At 36.1% G+C, this 19,384-nt stretch carries 18 protein-coding genes and 1 pseudogene; 4 read left to right on the top strand and 15 right to left on the bottom strand.

All coding sequences use genetic code 11. The features are described 5' to 3' along the window. The first annotated feature begins 5 nt into the window (after nt 1-5). Nucleotides 6-1,391, top strand: a complete 1,386-nt coding sequence (purF, locus tag OOK87_RS06170) for an amidophosphoribosyltransferase (protein WP_264688359.1) — start codon at nt 6-8, stop codon at nt 1,389-1,391. A gap of 19 nt (nt 1,392-1,410) precedes the next feature. Here purF and OOK87_RS06165 read toward each other — a convergent pair whose 3' ends face one another. The 5 genes from OOK87_RS06165 to smpB form a co-directional block, all read right to left on the bottom strand. Beyond that, complete coding sequence (locus tag OOK87_RS06165) at nt 1,411-1,920, bottom strand: DNA-3-methyladenine glycosylase (RefSeq protein WP_253309568.1); 510 nt, start codon at nt 1,918-1,920, stop codon at nt 1,411-1,413. 398 nt (nt 1,921-2,318) lie between these two features. Beyond that, nucleotides 2,319-3,293 carry a Holliday junction branch migration DNA helicase RuvB gene (ruvB, locus tag OOK87_RS06160; RefSeq protein WP_250296119.1) on the bottom strand — a complete coding sequence of 325 codons (975 nt, stop codon included), beginning with the start codon at nt 3,291-3,293 and terminating at the stop codon, nt 2,319-2,321. Beyond that, nucleotides 3,290-3,862: a Holliday junction branch migration protein RuvA gene (ruvA, locus tag OOK87_RS06155; protein ID WP_253309569.1), complete on the bottom strand. Its 573-nt coding sequence runs from the start codon at nt 3,860-3,862 to the stop codon at nt 3,290-3,292. Before ruvA ends, ruvB begins: the two co-directional genes overlap by 4 nt. A 1,180-nt stretch (nt 3,863-5,042) precedes the next feature. After that, nucleotides 5,043-5,834, bottom strand: coding sequence for a prolipoprotein diacylglyceryl transferase (gene lgt, locus OOK87_RS06150; protein WP_264688358.1), 792 nt, complete (start codon nt 5,832-5,834; stop codon nt 5,043-5,045). 6 nt (nt 5,835-5,840) lie between these two features. Then, nucleotides 5,841-6,290: an SsrA-binding protein SmpB gene (smpB, locus tag OOK87_RS06145; RefSeq protein WP_253309571.1), complete on the bottom strand. Its 450-nt coding sequence runs from the start codon at nt 6,288-6,290 to the stop codon at nt 5,841-5,843. 98 nt (nt 6,291-6,388) lie between these two features. Here smpB and OOK87_RS06140 point away from each other — a divergent pair, with 98 nt between their 5' ends. Next, the gene (locus OOK87_RS06140) at nt 6,389-6,910 is read left to right on the top strand and encodes a Na+/H+ antiporter subunit E (RefSeq protein ID WP_253302098.1); all 522 of its coding nucleotides are present in this window, start codon (nt 6,389-6,391) and stop codon (nt 6,908-6,910) included. Here the strand turns inward: OOK87_RS06140 and OOK87_RS06135 are convergent. The 6 genes and pseudogenes from OOK87_RS06135 to OOK87_RS06110 all read right to left on the bottom strand — a co-directional run bounded on the left by OOK87_RS06135 (nt 6,903) and on the right by OOK87_RS06110 (nt 12,288). Then, entirely contained in the window at nt 6,903-7,319 is a 417-nt protein-coding gene (locus OOK87_RS06135) for a hypothetical protein (RefSeq protein ID WP_253309572.1), read from the bottom strand. The genes OOK87_RS06140 and OOK87_RS06135 overlap by 8 nt on opposite strands. Nucleotides 7,320-7,716: 397 nt before the next feature. Then, a complete protein-coding gene (locus tag OOK87_RS06130; protein WP_253309139.1) occupies nt 7,717-9,510 on the bottom strand; it encodes a reverse transcriptase/maturase family protein in 1,794 nt (597 codons plus the stop codon). A gap of 530 nt (nt 9,511-10,040) precedes the next feature. Further along, nucleotides 10,041-11,168, bottom strand: a pseudogene (locus OOK87_RS06125) (YifB family Mg chelatase-like AAA ATPase); the annotation flags it as partial. Continuing rightward, nucleotides 11,089-11,493, bottom strand: coding sequence for a hypothetical protein (locus OOK87_RS06120; RefSeq protein ID WP_264688357.1), 405 nt, complete (start codon nt 11,491-11,493; stop codon nt 11,089-11,091). The gene OOK87_RS06120 and the pseudogene OOK87_RS06125, both read right to left, overlap by 80 nt. After that, on the bottom strand, nt 11,466-12,170 hold the full coding sequence (locus OOK87_RS06115; protein ID WP_264688356.1) for a recombinase family protein: 705 nt from the start codon (nt 12,168-12,170) through the stop codon (nt 11,466-11,468). The genes OOK87_RS06120 and OOK87_RS06115 overlap by 28 nt, the downstream gene beginning before the upstream one ends. Continuing rightward, the gene (locus OOK87_RS06110) at nt 12,073-12,288 is read right to left on the bottom strand and encodes a hypothetical protein (protein ID WP_264688355.1); all 216 of its coding nucleotides are present in this window, start codon (nt 12,286-12,288) and stop codon (nt 12,073-12,075) included. The genes OOK87_RS06115 and OOK87_RS06110 overlap by 98 nt, the downstream gene beginning before the upstream one ends. A 195-nt stretch (nt 12,289-12,483) precedes the next feature. Here OOK87_RS06110 and OOK87_RS06105 point away from each other — a divergent pair, with 195 nt between their 5' ends. Then, entirely contained in the window at nt 12,484-13,680 is a 1,197-nt protein-coding gene (locus tag OOK87_RS06105) for a hypothetical protein (protein WP_264688354.1), read from the top strand. Further along, a complete protein-coding gene (locus tag OOK87_RS06100) occupies nt 13,646-14,755 on the top strand; it encodes a hypothetical protein (protein WP_264688353.1) in 1,110 nt (369 codons plus the stop codon). The genes OOK87_RS06105 and OOK87_RS06100 overlap by 35 nt, the downstream gene beginning before the upstream one ends. 12 nt (nt 14,756-14,767) lie before the next feature. Here the strand turns inward: OOK87_RS06100 and OOK87_RS06095 are convergent, their stop codons facing one another. The 4 genes from OOK87_RS06095 to OOK87_RS06080 are packed head-to-tail and all read right to left on the bottom strand — an operon-like array spanning nt 14,768 to nt 19,351. Continuing rightward, nucleotides 14,768-16,789, bottom strand: coding sequence for an AAA family ATPase (locus OOK87_RS06095; RefSeq protein ID WP_264688228.1), 2,022 nt, complete (start codon nt 16,787-16,789; stop codon nt 14,768-14,770). Between the two features lie 23 nt (nt 16,790-16,812). Beyond that, nucleotides 16,813-18,045 (bottom strand): AAA family ATPase, encoded by a 1,233-nt coding sequence (locus OOK87_RS06090; protein ID WP_264688229.1) that lies wholly within the window; start codon nt 18,043-18,045, stop codon nt 16,813-16,815. Then, entirely contained in the window at nt 18,042-18,530 is a 489-nt protein-coding gene (locus OOK87_RS06085; protein ID WP_264688230.1) for a hypothetical protein, read from the bottom strand. Before OOK87_RS06085 ends, OOK87_RS06090 begins: the two co-directional genes overlap by 4 nt. 23 nt (nt 18,531-18,553) lie before the next feature. Then, nucleotides 18,554-19,351, bottom strand: coding sequence for an ATP-binding protein (locus OOK87_RS06080; protein WP_264688231.1), 798 nt, complete (start codon nt 19,349-19,351; stop codon nt 18,554-18,556). Between the last annotated feature and the right edge of the window lie 33 nt (nt 19,352-19,384).

Raw genomic sequence — 19,384 nt, 5'->3', positions numbered from 1 at the left:
TTTTTATGCTAGATGAAATGCGTGAGGAATGTGGAGTATTTGGTATAAGCTGCAATAACGATGCTGCATTTAACTCTATACTTGCTCTCCACGCTTTGCAGCATAGAGGTCAAGAGTCTTTTGGCGTAGTAACCAGTAACAACGATAAGCTGCACTCTTATCACTTTCAAGGTCAAGTGAGCAGCGTATTTGATGATATAGATGAAATAAAGAAATCCTTACCTGGAGATTGTGCAATAGGTCACGTTCGATACTCAACAAGTGGTAGTAAATTTGGAGTGCAGCCCATGCTTGGCAAAAGTGGCAAATTTGGGGATTTTGCCATAGCACATAATGGTAATTTAATTAATATTTCTCCGATACGCGAACAATTAATTAAACAAGAGTGCGTTTTTCAGTCAGATATTGATACAGAAGTAGTAGTGCATCTGACAGCAAGCGGTGAAAAAGATAGCTTTTTAGAGAGTTTTATATATGCATTAAAGCAAATACAAGGTGCTTATTCTTTTGTGGCAATCAATCAAGAAGTAGTTATTGGAGTACGTGATCCATCTGGAATCAGGCCTCTTGTTTTAGGAAAGTTAAACGGTTCTTACGTTCTTGCATCTGAAACTTGTGCTCTTGATATAATAAATGCAGAGTTTGTTAGAGAAATAGAACCAGGCGAATTAGTTACCATCAGTTCGGATAGTAAGCTAGCCTCAATGTTTCCTTTCCCACAGCAAAAATCAAGTTTTTGTATTTTTGAATACGTTTACTTTTCGAGACCAGACAGCATAACGGAGAATAGGTCCATATATGATATAAGAAAAGAAATAGGAAGAATACTTGCAGAAGAGAGCCCACCAAAAAACAATGTAAATATGGTTGTACCAATACCTGATTCTGGAATACCTGCAGCTATTGGATATGCAAAGCATTCAGGATTACCTATGGAACTGGGGATAATTCGTAATCATTACATAGGAAGAACTTTTATACAACCAACCGCTGAAGTACGTAAAGTTAGAATAAAATTAAAATTCAATGCTAATAAGCACACTTTGAAAGGTAAAAACATAATTTTAATAGATGATAGTATAGTGCGTGGTAGTACGCTCAGAAATATAATAGTTATGCTAAAGGATGCAGGAGTAAAAGAGATTCACCTCAAAATTTCAAGCCCACCAATTAAGCATTCTTGTTTTTATGGAATAGATACGCCAGAGTGCAAAGATTTAATTGCTGCAAATAAATCTGTAGAGGAAATTAAGGAAGTTATAGGAGTAGATAGCCTAGCCTTCTTGAGTATTGATGGACTATATCAGTCTGTTAAAGGAGAGGTGCGTAACAATGCTACACCACAATATTGCGATGCTTGTTTCACTGGTGATTATCCGATTGGCAAATAGTCTACGCAAGATCTTAAGTTTAGAAAATCTTAAACCGCCAAAATTTCTCTTGGCCTTTACTAATTCCGATTCTTGGAGTGCACACATAATCCGGGTTGAGATGAGATTCATAAACACAAAATTTGTGGCTTATAGTAAGGTCCAGTTTATTGTGTTCTTTTGTAATGTTTAATCTTTTGCACAATATTCCTGGTCCGCCTAAGTTTGCTTCAAGCGGTTCAATGAGCTTTAATCCCCGTATTAACACTGCTGCTGGGAACCCTTCTGCTTCTGTTACAATATTTAAACAGTAATACATTCCATATATAAAATACACGTATGAAAACCCCGGCATACCAAACATTACTGAGGTTCGGTTAGTATAGCCTCTTGCCGCGTGACAAGCTGGGTCATTCATTCCTATATAGGCTTCAACTTCGGTTATTATTCCACTAAAGTTAGAAAATTTGAGGACTTTTCCCAATAACTCTCCAGCTACAGTTAAGGTCGGCCGCTCGTAGAAATTTCTTGGTAGTATTGTGCTACCCATTTTTTATTTTTGTTCTGAGGTTCTATATAGAATTCAGTTTAAGAATTTCTGGATCCCAGTGTCAAGCACTGGGATGACAAGAAGGGGAGCTACTTGAATGACAAGAAAATGGTACTGGCATAATAAGAAAGAAACACTGAGATGGTGAAAGAGAGAATATACGCAAGCAGCACTCATAGGGTAGCGCGTGACGCTGGAATCCAGTTTTTTCCTATTACCACAAACCATAGCTTAATTAGTTAGAATAGCATAACTAGCGAATACGAAATGGAGAAGTTTTAATTTGAACTACAGTTTCAGTGCTATTTAACATATATGCCTTTATACACAAAAATGCCAGTATATGATATTATGCCAATCAATATATAATTGAATTATGGTAAAAAAGCTCTCTAATATTAAAGGCTCAAATACTCCTTTGCTTGATCAGTTAGAACGCGCCCCCTTGGTGTGCGCTTTACAAAACTAATTTTGATTAAATAAGGTTCTACTGTTTCTTCAATATTGCCAACATCCTCGGATAGCGCAATAGATATGGTGTCAATTCCAACAGGTCCTGAGGTGTTGAATAAAAATCTTAGATAATGCATATCAAGTTTATTGAGTCCCATTTTGTCTACACCCAATTTTAGCAATACAGAATCAGCGACTTCATAAGTGATTTTTTTATCATCTTTCACTTCAACAAAATCCCTTATTCTTCTGAGTAACCTCAAAGCAATTCTTGGAGTGCCACGTGCACGGCAGGCAATTTCCCGTGCTGCATTTTCTTCAATTTCAGTAGAAAGAACTCTTGCGCCTCTTTTTATAATATTAACCAGTTCTTCAAAAGAATAAAACTCAAGATGCAAGGGAATGCCAAAACGATCTCTGAGTGGCGCAGAAAGTAATCCAAGCCGTGTAGTTGCTCCGATTAACGTAAATGGTGGTAGATCTATCCTTAAAGTGCGAGTAGATGGACCTTCACCTACTAATATGTCCAAGCAAAAATCTTCCATAGCAGTATATAAAACTTCTTCGATGCTGCGATTTAATCTATGGATTTCGTCGATAAATAGAACATCTTTTGCATTTAAAGTGGTAAGCACTGCAGCCAAGTCCCCAGCTTTACTAAGTAAAGGACCAGAAGTTGCGCGGAAGCTGACCCTTAATTCTTTAGAAACAATTTGTGCTAAAGTTGTTTTGCCAAGTCCTGGGGGACCATACAATAAAACGTGATCTAAGGCTTCAGTTCTTGTCTGTGCAGCATTTATAAACACTTTTAAATTTTGTATTAAGTCTTTTTGCCCGACAAAATCATCAAGTTGTTCAGGTCTGATGTTGATATTGCGCACATCTTCAGTATATTCTTTATCGCACGATATTGATTTCATAATGTTTTAAGCGCCATGCGAATAATATCCTTGGTGTCCAGATTTGACGATTCGTCTTGTATTTTTTTTATCGTATCATAAGCTTTCATTTTTTCATACCCAAGATTGATCAATGCTGAAAGGGCATCTTCATTGATTGGATGAAAATTATTGTTATTTATTTCTAATTTACTCACTTTGCCACTTAATTCAGTGATGATTCGATTTATGAGTTTCATGCCAAGTCCACTCATCTTGAGTGCTACTTTATCTTCATTCATAATTGCCAAAAACAGCTGTTCTGGAGTTAATTTACTCAAAATTGACATTGCAGTTTTATAGCTAACACCACTTACTTTAACAAGCAACCTCAAGCACTGCTGTTCTTCTTTGCTTATAAAACCATATAGCTGAGCGACATTTTCTCTGTTATTTGCATAGGTTTCGATAAGTAATTTAACTCTACTTCCGATGGAACATGCATTTAAAGTTTTGGCTGAGAGATACACCATATAGCCAACATCATTCACATTCAGGATTATGTGATCACTGCGCACTTCATCAACTATTCCGCTTAGATTTCCTATCATTTTTAGCACTGTATAGGGTTCAGTTTAAATACTCCTGGATCTTAGGTCAAGCAAACGAACATTATAACAGAGAGCCAAGTAGATCATAGAAACGAAAAACTTCCTTGACACATTTTGCCAACATTTGCCGCTTCAAGTCTGTCTGCTATGACTTTTATATACTGATAATCATTATACTCACACCCCGGTACCACCGTTTGAAAGCACAGTTCAATGAATTTTAGAAAGTTTATTTTGTCCATGATATAATGTTGAAACCAGCGCGTGACGCTGGGATGACAAAAAAAGGAGCACTGGAATGACAAGGCTATAGGTTGCAAGCGAGACGTCATACCGTGATTTATTCACGGTATCTCTTGGCATAGATCCCGCTAATAAGTAGCGGGATGACGAATTGCTTAATTGTCATACCGCCGCAGACCGTCATACCGCCGCGGTATCTCATCCGCTAACAAGAGATCCCGCTAACACGTAGCGGGATGACGAAGTTATCGTCATGCCACCGCGAACCGTCATATCGCCGCAGACCTTCATACCGCGATTCATTCGCGGTATCTCTTAGCATAGATCCCGCTAACACGTAGCGGGATGACGATTCTTCAAATCGTCAAGGTGTCATCCGAGTAGCTTGACTACTTGGATCCAGAAAACTTAACTTTAAACAAGTGGCTGCATAATAAAGACTAGATTCCAGCGTCACGCGCTGGAATGACACCATTTTCGGTCTCTTAAATTGCTTTAGCTAGAAACATTAAGAAATTTACCAAATAAAAAAAAAGGCAAAAGAAGCCCCGTGGTGCGAGTTTTGACTCTATATTACTGTAAGTGGCGCTGTAATAATGTGCTAACGCTTAAAATAAGCGCGATTTGGCTGAATGTAGAAAAAATAAAAAAGACATGCAGCCGCTATAATTTTATGTAATCCGCCAAAAAATACCCTGAGTTTTTTACTGAATTTTGTCATTGAGCCTGCAGGTCAAAAACAAGTTTTGAGTCATAAATACCCTTATTGTCATAATAAGGGGGCTGGCGGAGTTTGTCAAGCAAGTTTTATGGCCTAGCGTCACACGCTGGAATGACACCGGATCTCACATTCATTCTACTGCAACGCAGAAAATTCGTACAATTGTGCATGATGTAGGGTTTCTGGCTACATTTTTCTATTAAACTCACCTTTCCTCTATGTAACAGATTTCGTATTAAATTTTAAATTTAATGCGCCTAGATATACAAGCATTCCTAGCAAAACCATAGGTATAGAAAGCAACTGCCCCATAGTTAAATCAAGCCACAAATAGCCAATTTGATAGTCTGGTTCGCGAAAAAACTCAACGAAAAAACGTGCTACTCCATACCACATAACTGCAATACCAGTTAACGCACCGTGATACAGTCTTATTCTAGTCAAGAAAAACAGTGAATTTGCAACTGCAAAAAGTAGCAGTCCTTCAAAAAGTGCCTCATAAAGCTGGCTTGGATGACGCAGCAAATTATCACCACTTTCTGGAAATACCATACCCCATGGCATAGTTGTAACTCTGCCAAATAACTCTCCGTTTATAAAATTGCCTATGCGACCTAAAAATAAACCTATGGGAACTCCGCAAGAAACTAGGTCCAGTGCATAAAATATAGGAATGTTATGTCTTTTACACGAAATTATTACTGCAAGCAAAACTCCTATAGCACCACCATGAAATGACATTCCTCCTTCCCAGGTCTTCAATATCTCGATAGGGTTGCTTATATAAAGAACTGGATCATATATCAATACGTAGCCAAGTCTACCTCCAAGGATAATGCCTATAATAGTGGCTGTTAATAACGAATCGTAAAAATTCTTAGTAAATATTTTTTGGTCGTCTAGCTTGTGTAAATACCAATATGCAGACACTATACCCAAAACGTAAGCTAAGGAATACCAATATATAGAAACAGGACCGATGCTGAAAATTACTGGATTTAAAGACATATTTTGCTATAAATTATTCTTAGACAATCTACTTTTTTCACGATCCCACTCTCTCTGTTTTATGGTTGCTCTCTTATCGTAGAGTTTTTTTCCTTTTACAATGGCAATTTTAGTTTTTGCAAATCCTTTATCATTAAAATAGATCGAAAGCGGCACAACAGTTATCCCAGCGGTTTTGATTTGACCAATTAGTTTGTTTATCTCTTTTTTATGTAAAAGCAGTTTACGTTCCCTTTTTGGTTTATGATTTTTTCGGTTTGCAGCTTTATATTCTGCAATATGCATATTGTGCAGCCATATTTCGCTATTCTTTTCGATAACGTAGGCGTCGGAAATATTTACTTTTCTTTCTCTTAGCGATTTAACTTCACTGCTTAATAAGACCATACCCGCTTCAAATTCTTCTAAGATGAAATATTCAAACCTTGCTTTCCTATTTTCTGCAATAACTTCCATATCTAAAGATATCTTTAAGCTTCAATATATTACAGAGTTTTTGACTTAATTCATAATATATCTTTCCTTAAAAAATCATTTAAGTTATACTGCAAACCATGAACCTTAGGCAAAAAATCAAGTTTTTTTCTCTATCATTTGTAATTTTATTTTCTCTATGGACTGTATTGTCTGGTTATTTTGAGCCATTTTTTATTTTTTGTGGAGTGTTTTCCTCTATATTCACATTATTTATCTTTAGAAGGTTGATAAACGCTGAAAGAGCTCTTAGCCAGATTTTAAATGGTACGAGTAGACTGTCGTTTTATAAGTTAGTAAGTTATATACCATGGTTAATGTACCAAATCATTTTATCAAGTGTTTATGTAACAAAAAAGGTGCTACGACTCAAATCTAAGCTTGAGCCAATCATTATCCTAAGAAAATGCAAAGGGCATAATGATGAAAGCATTGCGTTATTTGCCAATTCGGTTACAATCACTCCTGGAACTTTAACTATCAATGTTGAAAGTAAGCAGAAAACATATTTCTCTACCATGTATCTGATAGATAAAGATCTTGAAAGCGGCATTTCTGAAATAGAAAATAAAATCTTAAAAATACTACGTTCAGTTAAGTAATTGCTTTAAATAAGTTAACAGCATCCTTATATTCCCTTACAAGACTTTCAAGCATCTCTTTTGGAAGGCTATTGTTAACAATAGAACATAAATAATTATGTAAATCTTCTAACCTTAGTATGTTATTTCTCTTCTTGCTGTTGAATTTATACGGAAAAATACCTTCCATAACTTCAATAGTAGTAGCCTTGTTTAAAAATACATTTTCACTTGTCACGCTTATTCTTGCTAAAACAGTGTTAATTTCAGGTTCGTCATTTGTATAAAAATCTGATAGCTGAGTTATTCTAATAACGTATAAAGTTACTATTTTTGATAAGCAATTATCAGCATATTCACAATTTTTTATTACCTCCCACTGAGTAACCTGGGATTTACCTATTTTTGCATTGTTCGGTAATTTACTCATTCAACTTTCTCCATTTAATCCAGTAGATAGATTATACTAATACTTTGTTAAATAAATGATAACGCAATCATAAAAATATATATTCATAATGGCATGTTATGTAAAATAGTACGATATCCAGACATTAAAGTTGATTTAGGCTGGTTTATATTGGGCACCTCTTATTTCTGCATTACCTAAGCAAGCTAAGCTGTAAAATGACAGTTGGACATCAGCTCATAACAGGAGCACTCTGAAATATAGGGAGAGTAGACCGGCGGACCTTCCCCGCCAGCCTCTCACAGAACCCTACGTGAGGTAGAGTGGGCAGCCAGCGAGTTACTTGTTAAGTACTTTTCCAACAACCCCTCTCCGAACCACGCATGATAGTTTCCGTATCACGTGGCTCTCCAATAATCTAACGTTTTAAGGAGTCACCATCATATTTTCCATATTGGATTTTCTTATGGCATTCATGACAAACAACAAGAGTCTTCCTCTGTCGTTCAATCATTCTCTTTTTCCATTTCGGTAGCTCAGTATTACGTTTACCTAGCAAATCAGCAAGTTTACGTACGTGATGTACTTCAATCTGCTCTTGTGATTTACATAATTCACAAGTTTGTGCCAATAGTCTTTGCTCTATTTCACTACGCTTATTCCATATTGGTATAAGGTTATCACTTATACTTACCCATTTATTCCATTTTAGTGACACAGCACCAAAGTGTGTAATTAATGGTATCTTTGATGGTAAACGATCTACTCTGACTTGGATGACTTTTCGTTTTTCACCTTCGTCGTTTTCAATCATTGCACCAAATTTTCTATAAATTTTCCTGCAAGTTGTTTTGTATTTAGATGCTAAAGTCTTTACTAATGATACTTCCATCACATACTTCAAATAACTTAGTGTGTGAAGGTTGTAGGCCATTTTGTAATATTGTACAATTCCTCGATATTCAGTTTGATACTGAGCAACAATACTGTAAGCTGTATCAAGTGTACGTTGAGGTAAATGTATAGGCTTTCCACAACGCATATATTCAGAACACTTTTTCTGCTTTATATGATGTGGTACACGTAACCCAATACTACCGTTAATACATCGTTGTGTCCGATGATCATGTTTATCATCTGCATGCAAGACGTGTATTTTATAACCTAAAAAATTGGCTTTGCTATCACACGCGTGTGTAATAAGCGTTTTATCTTCATTAAGCATAAGTTTGAGCTCCTCATTGAGGAATTTAGCAATCTCATTTTTAATTTGTTCAGCTTCATTTTTTGGTCCTGCAAACCCTACCAGAATATCATCAGCATACCTAACATACCAAAGACGTCGATAATTTAGATCACAAGAATCCTTAGATGGCATACCCTGCACTAATTGACGCAGTTGTTTTGCTTGATCCCAGTTCCCTTGTTTTCTCATCATCGATACTTGCATGGTTAACCTTAAATATTTTGGATTTGTCTTTCTTCGCTTACCTCGGTTATTTGCTGGTATTAGTATATGTTCCACATGTTTATCTAACCGATCGAGTAATATGTTACTCAAAATTGGACCAATAATAGAACCTTGTGGTACCCCACTATGACTCTTATTGTACTTCCAATTTTCCATATATCCTGCTTTTAGCAGTCGATTGATTAGCTGAATAAAACGGTTATCTTGGAAGCTTTCACTCAGTATTTTCAACAACATAGTATGATCAATTGAGTCATAACATGCACTGAGATCTCCCTCTATAAACCATTTTGTACCTCTGCCTTTTTGCATTACTGCTCTTAATGCAGTGTGGCATCCACGCTTTGGTCGAAATCCATGTGAACATTCACTAAATTTAGGCTCATAGTAGGCTTCCAATATTAATCGGATTACTTCTTGAAGTAACTTATTTGACCATGTTGGCAATCCTAACGGCCTGCGTTTACCACTCTTCTTTAAAATATAGATACGTTTTACTGGTGTCCACCGATATCGCTCATAGCGTAAATCCTCTATGATTTTATCGATTTTCTCCAAAGACATACCATCAACTGTTTCAGTTGTCACACCTTCTGTCATAGCACCTTTATTACGACAAAGTTTGCCATACGCTCGAAGGTAAAGATCACGCTGATAAAGTAGGCGATATACGTTTTTAACCGGCAAATTTCTTTGTCCACGTTCACGTATAATGTTAAGTATTGTTTCAGCTTTCCGCATCTTGCGTACCTCCCAATTTCAACATTCAATTATCTGTCACCCTTTGCCCTGTATGTGGCTTTCCCACGCTCCCCGGTGATTCGTTACTTTCACGACTACTACGATGACTCCGTAACCATAGAACTCGCGTTCCTTAGGTCATCCCATGTTCCGTCACTAAGAACTGTTCTAGATCAACTTAGGTTTTCCATTCATCCTCTTAAATAAGTTCACTACTTATCGTTCTACAGCCAGAATGTCACACAAACGAAAGTTTAATCTGTGCTTACCGTAGACATGGGGTTTTAAATGCGATACCCATGGATGTGAAGTCCCACCCCTGAAGATTAGAATTCAAGCAGTTTAGCTTTAACCATATTGATCAGGTGTTGCAAGCCGTTATCTTACACATCTTCAGATAACTCTCGCTTTACATACATGCTCTTGTCCTCCTTCCCTTTCGGGTTAAAGTTAGTTGTTCACCTCGAGGCCATTTATTCTGAACCCCGCTTAGCTCTGCTAAGTATTTCTTAATGCGTACCACGGCGCACCATTTCAATGCATATGTCTATTCTATCAAGCAATGGTCCTGATATTTTGTTTTTGTAATCTGTGCCACACTTTGGAGCTTTGTTGCACGATCTACTTGCATCCCCCAAGTAACCACATCTGCAGGGGTTCATCGCAGCAATCAGTTGAAAATTTGCAGGGTAGGTTATGTGAGCATTTGCCCTTGCAACGGTAACTTTTCTATCTTCAAGTGGTTGGCGCAGAGAATCAAGCACAAGTCTTGGAAATTCAGGTAGCTCATCAAGGAATAACACGCCATTGTGAGCCATAGTGATTTCTCCAGGTTTTGCATTCTTTCCTCCCCCTATCATTGCTGGCATAGAGCATGAATGATGAGGTTCACGAAAGGGGCGAGTTACTTTGAATATTTCATTACCAGTTTTTGTTATGCTGGAAATAATATTAACATCAATCATCTCCTGTTCGGTCAAATCAGGCAGCAATCCTATAAAGCGCTTAGCAAGCATTGATTTTCCAGTACCAGGAGGGCCAACAAGAAGCATATTATGCCCACCTGCTGCTGCAATTTCAGCTGCTCTTTTTGCAACAACTTGGCCTTTGATATCCTTCATATCGGGAACCAATCTTTTTTCTTTGGGTGCATCACTATAATTAAAAATTACTGGCTGAATTAATTGCTCACCCTTAAAGTGTCTGATAATATCAGTTAATTTCTCTATAGCTAGAATTGAAACATTCTTTACCCATGAAGCCTCTACTCCATTTCCCCTTGGGCAAATTACTCCTTTATTTGCCTTTTTTGCATTAATTGCTGTTGGCAGCACTCCTGAAACTGGAATAACTCTGCCATCAAGAGCCAGTTCACCCATGATTATATAAGACTGAACTTTTTCAACTGGTATCACATTCATTACAACAAGTAGTCCAATAGCGATAGCCAAGTCATAATGACTGACTTCTTTCAGCAAATCCGCAGGGGAGAGATTAACTGTAATTCTTTTTGGAGGTAGTAGTAGATTGATTGAATTTAACGCTGCTCTGATGCGCTCTTTGGATTCCGCAACAGTTTTATCCGGCAATCCAACAATATTGACTGCTAGTACAACATTGCATAATTCTATTATGGCTATTTTGATCAAAATTTGCAAGACTTTTTATGCGGAATACTATGTATAAGTGATTGTGATTGATTTCAATTTGATGAATCAACATTCTAATAATATTTTGCTTAGTCTGCCAATCCACTTGATCAAGCTTTGACTCAACACTTGAGGAAAAGTTTTTCAAGCTATCTGTAACAAGGCTCAATTCTTGTTGTAACTTCTTTTGATCGAGTGTTCTTTCTTTCTCTTCTTCAATTTCTTTCAAATGCTGTTTCATTGTTGTGATTCTTGGTTTAAATTCTTCTTGGCTTATAAACCCTTTAGCATAGCTATCAATAAATTTTAAGCAGGATTTCTTAACATGTTCCAAATAGTGCTCCTTTTCCAATACCTTTTTCCTGTTCGTGTTATTACCGGTATCTTATTCAGTTCATGTACAACTTCTCCTATACTTGCTCTTTCTTGGCCAACCCGACTAAATATTTTACGCACTATATTTGCCTCTTCTTCATCAACCTCAAATTGAGCACTTCCTTCACCTACATGTTTTGCTATGTAGCGATAACCGTAAGGCGCCCTACCCATCACACTTATACACCCAGCTTTGGCCGCATGAAGTTTACCTCTACGGTTTCGTTCCATAATCTTTGCACGTTCATACTCTGCTATTGCTCCCTGAATCTGTAGAAATAAATGGGAATCAGGATTATCATCAAACTTATGATTCAAAAATACTATTTCAGATCCAGCCTTTTTAAACTCTTCGAGTAAGATCATTTGATATGAAAATTTACGTGATAGCCGATCAGGTGAATGAATGTATATCTTATCAATCTTACCTTCTGCTACTCTATCACGTAAACTCTCTAAGCCAGGACGTTCTAAATTTGATCCACTATAACCATTATCGACAAACTTATGCTCATCTAATAACTCATGTCCATCACTACTAATGCGACGCTCCAACTCTACAATCTGACTCTCTATTGTATTCTCCTGTGCCTGTTGTCTTGATGAAACTCTTGCATACAAGCTTACCGTTACCATTTTCTTCTACCTCCTTTATTTTATATTTCAACAATTGTTCATAAGCATTTGCCAAATATGTACCAGCCAATCTGTGAGGCTCATAACGACAATTAATAGTTAATTCCCCTTTTTGCATGTTTTTCTTCCTGTGAGTTTTTTTATAAGGTTAGGAGACTTCTATTAAACTAAACCAATGCACACCTTATTTAAGAAAGCTATCTAGTTCACACAAATTCTCCTTAATTAAATATACAAGATTTGAAAAAATTATGTCCAAAAAATCTTTGCTTGAATTATCATATTATGTATAATATAGCTTATTTAATCTGTTATGAATGTTCATCCAAGTTACGAATTTTGGGAGAGTGATTTAGAAGTTCCCGTTAATCTTTTACTAGATCGCTTTCAAGATTCAAAGATACGTCAGTCTTGGTTAGATTCCCTTTCTGGTAAACAACTGAGCATCATTTTTCAGCATTGCTTTAAAAGTCATTTAAATGGGCAGCTTTTTCAAGATGGAGGTTATGATGATAGATCCACTCAACAAAAACGTAAGATACTTACCAGTTACTCTGACTCTCTTTTTAACTATTATCTCATTAGCCACTTTGATCGTACAAAACTTGAGGCTACAGTTAGTGAAGTAGCAAGATTTGCCCTTACTCAAGAGTTAATGAGATCGTACCTGATAAAAAATAATACTAAGTATGATAAAAGATCCTTGTTATTTTTACTATTTCACATAAATTGTGAACTTCTAAAATCTGTCTATCACTTTGATAAAGTACAAAAGAGAGGTTTCGTATCATTTGCTCTACAGAAATCACCAAGACAAATAAATACTTCATTCAAGGAATTTATGTCACGAGAAGTCGTAGAGCAGATACTAAAGTTCGAAAACCAATTGCAGGGTTTTTTCCATCATCAAGATCGGATATATATGTTTGTACGCCGAGGAAGTGACATAGATTTACTACTTAATTCAAACAAGGTTGTTCATGGCCATAAACCTGAGTGGATGATTTTAGACTTTTCTCTTGATGGCACTCAGGTTAATCTCTGTGCTAAAAATACTAATAAAGCTGTGGAAATAGCAAATAGCATTGTAAGTGGGTATTTTGACTGCGAATGTACTTTTGTAAATATACAAGATAAGAACTTTCCACTACAAGTGCACAAATTTCTTCAAGCATGTATAGAGGGTTCTGATCCTAATATTTGTATATTTGAGTTAAATTTTAAGTCAGATTATTTTAAAAATAGTAATACATATCTTACTTTGAGTGTAAAGCCGTATGATCCTATTGCACTAGAGTTACATATTTTAAAGCCATCTATTGGCAACATACTACAATCTATTCAATCAGCTAAAGTAATGTTCCAAAACAAAAAGGTAACATTTTCTTTCAAATCAAGTGGGGAAATTTATTATTCAGAGCATCCGCTCAATAAAAAAGAAAGAGAGGAGCTAAAGAAACATATGGAACAATCCTATGGCCTTAAGATCCTTTCACGAGCAAATTGCTGATCTTTTAAGTTCAAATAGTTCTTGGGTTGATCCAAGTCGAAATCACATTCAAGCAGCAAGATACTTATTCGACCTTGGATTGATAAAAATGCAAGAAAGGTACTATATTGTTTGTTCCCGTGAAGAAGATCATCTTGATTGGCCAAATGTAGTTGATCTAAATTGTAGCAATGAGATTTTCATTGATCCAGACTTTGATGAAGCATGTGATGACGCTATTTGTGAAAACTGTTCTCGTCATATTCTGCCTAATACTTATCAAAAACAGAGATTTCATCTCTTATCCATATACTTAAATACAGAGAAAATCATAGACTGGTTTGAAACAAAGTTGAATGATTCAAGACTTATGTGGGAAAAAGTAGAAAAAGGAGTTTATTATATTTGTAATCAAGGTCGCATTGTAAATCTAATAATCCTTGATTTTTGTACTGATGCGATATTTTTAACTATAGATAAACTTAGAGTCCATCCGACAGTTCTCATCACTCTAAAAAAAGATATACCAAATCTATTACTGAATCTATATGTAGTGCCAATGGTGAAACTGTTTTGTCAGCTTAAGACTGTAACTGAGATATTCCAAGAGGCAGCTAAAAAAGGAGTACCAGAGGTAGTAGAAAATACTTCTTTGCAAGTTTTACCAGCTTCATATATTTCGCTTAAACGTGTTGAACCAATTATACCAACAAAGCTTTTGGAATTACAAGTAGTTAAAGGTATGGTATATGTTAATAGTATTGAAGTTATAAATAAAAAAGCTGCATCATGCCTTAATATTTTTCGAATATTATTCAAGCAATTTTTACATGACTGTGAGAAAGAATTACCACCTGAAAAACATACACTTCTCAATATTAATCAGTTAGAAAAACTATTGGGACTTAGTTTAGAAGCAGATTTAGAACATCAAATCAGAAAACCATTAAATAAAATGCAAAGAACAATCAAAGCTACACTTGCTGAGAAATTAGGATTAAGTATTGAACGTGATGATGTAATACAAACACTTGGTTGGCAAAGATTATCACATGGTTATCGAATTAACCCTTTTACTTTGACTATAAAAAAATAGAGTTTTTTGTTATCAAAAATAGTTTTTTTCAGCTCCATGAATAAATTTTCCCACCCCACGTGCAAATGGTCCTGTTTTTACATCAAGCCATTTATCTTCTTTTGAACCATTAGCCATTCCTTTAACTATTTGCTTTGCTTGTAAAAGCTCTTGCACTATACGCTCTAGTCTATCCCTTCCCATACTATGAAAAACTTCAGGCAATTTATGTCGTTGTTTATGTATTCCTGCACTTCCTGTATGAGTAAATGGATGTCCTGAAATAGCAGCTCGCGCAATTGAATCAATAAGATATATTTTAAGATCTTTATCGCTAATATTTTGAGCTTTTAATTGTTCAGTAATGTCTTCCAATAGCCCTGTTTCTTCATTTCTCAGATAAGTACGTACAGTACGATCAGCCAGGCCATTTGCCTTAACAACAGCTCCATAAAATAAGGCATTTTGTCTTGGGATTTTTCCAATTGATCTAAAAATCATTGGTTTAGTCATATCTTCAACAGGCCAAAAAGCAAAAGAACACCTGACTCCATTTACGAGAGCAGAAGTACCTCGAATAGCATCTCGTGCTTGCTCTACTGTTGATATAGGCTTTTCTCCCTTCAGCTTTCTCATATGATGTGCAGTAATTATTGAAGCTCCAGTGCTACATGCTAAATCAGATAATAAACACATGAGATAATCCCCTACTGCTGGGTCAGCATTTAAATCTGCATGAATGAAAGAAGCAAGGGGATCAAATATAATGAGCTTTAAATCCTTTATTCTGCTCAGCTGCTTCATTACCAACTCAAATTCTGGAGATATTTCTACAACTTTACCGCGAACATTCTTAAGTATGGTAAATGATCCTCCTATATTTGGCAATGGTACAATAAATAGCCTATCTTTATATTTTAATCTCTCGCATTTTGGATCAAGTCGTTCTAAGCGACGATGTATTTCATTTGTATCATCCTCTGCGGAAAATACCACCACAGACCCATGTTCAGTAACAGGTGGGCCAAATCCACACACCTGGTCTATGCTACTTGCAACCTTGAGGGCTAGGTCAAGAAGAAGCATACCTTTGCCTGTATCTCCCATTGCAGCCAAAATGGAGGTTACACCCAAAGGAAATAATCCTTCAACCAAGAATCTTTGCTTTGGTACTGGACCTACAAAACGCTCTACACTCCAGATGAAAATATCAAGTGGTGGTTTAATAATTATTTTTCTTGAGTTTTTTTCAATAAATTCCGAAACATTTATTCCCTCTAACAGACAATCAGCAGCATCCCAACTCCTTGGTTTATTCGGTGGAATCTTAAGCGTAGCAAGTGATGCAACACCAAGTTCTAAAAGCTTCTTTTCAGCGTTTTTGGCATATTTATTACCTGCTTCATCATTGTCCGGCCAAATGATAATATGTTTACCTTTTAGCGGAGTCCAATCTGTTCTATCAATAGGCGCATTTGCTCCAAACATCGCAGTTGTAGCTGTAATTCCTTTCTCTATAAGTGCTTCTGCGCATTTTTCTCCTTCTACAAGAACAACTTTATCGGACCTTAAAATACCCGGAACGTTGTAGAGTGGCCTTATCTCTGGCTCTTTGAATCTTTGTTTTTTAACATCAAATGGTTTAAACTGTTTTTTCTCTAAAGGAGGATCATAACGATAGACTATTACAATCAATTGGTTATTTTCATCGTAGTAATTCCAACTACAAGTCAGATATTGTTCTAGATTTCTGATATTGTTTTGTTTCTTAAGACCAAGCCATTCACTTATTGAAGCCATTACTTCAGGAAATTCTATTTTGGCATTCTTCCCATGTACCGTTGCCCAAAGGTCAATAATGTCACCGCCTTCTCCTGTTGCAAAATCTTTCCATAATCCAGCTCTTTCGCCTGTTAATTCTATTACAGTACTTTTGCCTTTGTTACCCTGTACATCACCTACATAAAACTTATCACCACGAAATGTCCCTCTTGGTAGTAGATGAAAAAGACAAGATCTGATATTTTGCAAAAGCTGAGTCTTTAGCTCTACCATAGTATCCGTTTTTTGCGGACAAGTTAAGCCGTAGCTATAATTTTAGAATTCTGCCAACGCCCATTTACCCTGCTAATGAATTTTGCTGGTATTGATTTACCGTTTCTTAGTTCATATACTACTTGCAAGACATTTGCACGTTTACTTGGTTGAAACATTACAATACCAGATGTATAAAAGCTTCTTAAAGCATTAGCACCAATTAAAGCTTGAAAAGGGCTTTTTGCGAGTGTAGCTGTCGATACTTTTCTGGTGTGACGTGTAATAATGATTCCAGCCATAGGATTAATTATAGAACGTAGTTTTTCTACTCTGCTTTGCAGGCCAGAAAATATATTTTCATAGTCAAGGGAATCCAAAACGATAAGGTCTATCATTTTGATATCAAACTTTTCTTTTATAATATCTTTTATTTTCTCTATACCTTCATCATTTAAAGTTAATCTCATCTTTGTAGTAACAATCAAGTTTTCTTCTGCTAGATTTGGCAGCCTTTGATTAGTTATGATTTGTTGTATGCGTTCCCTGATATAATTGTACTCCATCTCATTTTGCAGATAGACTATTTTTAGCGGTCTTGCTGACTTCATCTTAAGAAACGACACTCCTGCTGCAAGATGTGCAAGCAAAGAGAGAAGAAAATAACTTTTGCCAACCTTTGGCGTACCACCAATGACTAAAAGACCACCTGGAGTGAGAATTCGTGGAGCTATTATATCTTCTGGTATTGGTGATTGATCACTTAAGTACTGCTTTACAGAAAATATTTTTTCTTCTCTTTTCCCCCCTTTTTTTTCTCCACTCTTTGATTTTTTATTGAGCCACTTTCTAGCAGAATATATATCACCCTTAATTAAAATCCAAAGATCAATAATATCACCACCAGTTCCTTCAGTAAAATTACGCCAATCACCAGCTTCCTTACCTACTATTTTAACTGTAATTGTATTTCCATTTAAGTCTCCAATATAAGTTTTTTCTCGGTAAAACTCACCATTTGGAAGTAGGTAAGAAACACACTCCTTGATATTATCAATCAATAACATCTTTAACTCTTTTTGCTTTTTAGACATAAAATTCCCATACATATTTTTCATACGTGTAAAGTTGAGATTAGCTAGCTCACAAACAGTTTCAAAAGATTTTGAATTCAGCCAATTAATTGCTTCTTCTCTTAGCTTTGGGTTTTTTCCTACTGCGTCCTGAATACCTCTAGTAACGACAGCAGACCAAAGCTTTTCCTCGTCGTACTTCAAAATGGTACTCTGTCAATTTCATAATTTTTGCGGTATTCTGGAGTAACTACTGAGGCAATTTTGTTCTTCTCTCCATATTCATCAGTTATAACACCTACCTTTACTGTAAACTTCAACCCATTTAATTCTGCAATTGAATTTAGCTTACGAGCAAGGATTGCACTTTCTGAGTTATCATGTGGATGAATGTCACGTGCTGATTCCAAGATACTGCGAAGCATAGAGCGACCCATTTCTCCCCAAGTATCTTCTGCTTTATTACTTTTAATACCAATTATTTGGTAAATCTTGTGCTTTTCATATAGACCTTCAATAACGGTAAATTCTGTATTTAAATAAATGCTACCGGTAGTAGGGCTTTTAGTAAACCAATGCTCATAACCTCCAGGCTTGATTGTCATTTTTACCTTTACTATTGTACCTTTAGGTATTAGTCTACTTTGCGGTTTTACAGTGTTAAAATCAGTTAATAGGTTTTGTAACATATATCACTCTCCATGTTTAAATTTTAAAACTTGCTTTTAATCTTTGTAAGCAGCTTACCTAAGTGTGGTTCTTCAACCATACTCAGACGTCCACTACGATCCTTAGCTGGGTATCTCCAGGGATTTAAAGTGTGGCAAACAAAAGAGCGCTTCTCCGTTCCATCATCTTTCTTGATTCCAACCATACTGATTACTTCGTCAACTATCCCAGGAATTTCACTAGCAGTTTTAGTCCCTTCACATTGAGGTAGCCAGTTTGGACGGTTAAAATCATCTAAGTACTGACTTAAAGTGCCAACTATGATGATGTCTTTGTCTCTGATATGCTGAAATTGGTTGAGCCAGGCCATCATTTCTTGCGCAAGTAATCCATAGGCAGCTCTCATGTCCTGTTTTCCCGATCTCTCAGAAAAAGCTTCAGGTTGCATTTTTGCCCATAAAAGACATAAACGTGAAGCAACGGTTATGCTATCTACAAAAATGCATCGGTATTTAGAAAACTCAGAGAAAAGATCTTTATACTTACTAGATACATGTTCATAGTGTCTTTGGCTATATGCTTGATCAGATTTCAGCGCAGGATTAGGCCCCCCTATAAGACAAGCAATATCTCTAGCTTCATTCCAAGTGCGAAGACTAATTGAATCTCCTTGCCAATCTTGAACAGCAAGAAGCCCTGCTTCAAAATCAAGGCAAAGTGTTGGTTCATCTACGGTCTTTAGGAGACTTGTTTTACCAATACCATAAGGACCAAAGATGACCATTTTTACAGTTGATATTGTTTGCAATCTTTCATTATTATTCAAAATTTTAAGAACCATTATTTATCCATGCTACGATGTATATATATACAA

Source organism: Wolbachia endosymbiont (group A) of Sympetrum striolatum, assembly GCF_947250715.1.
GTDB lineage: Bacteria > Pseudomonadota > Alphaproteobacteria > Rickettsiales > Anaplasmataceae > Wolbachia.
This window is presented reverse-complemented; position numbering and strand designations above follow the sequence as displayed.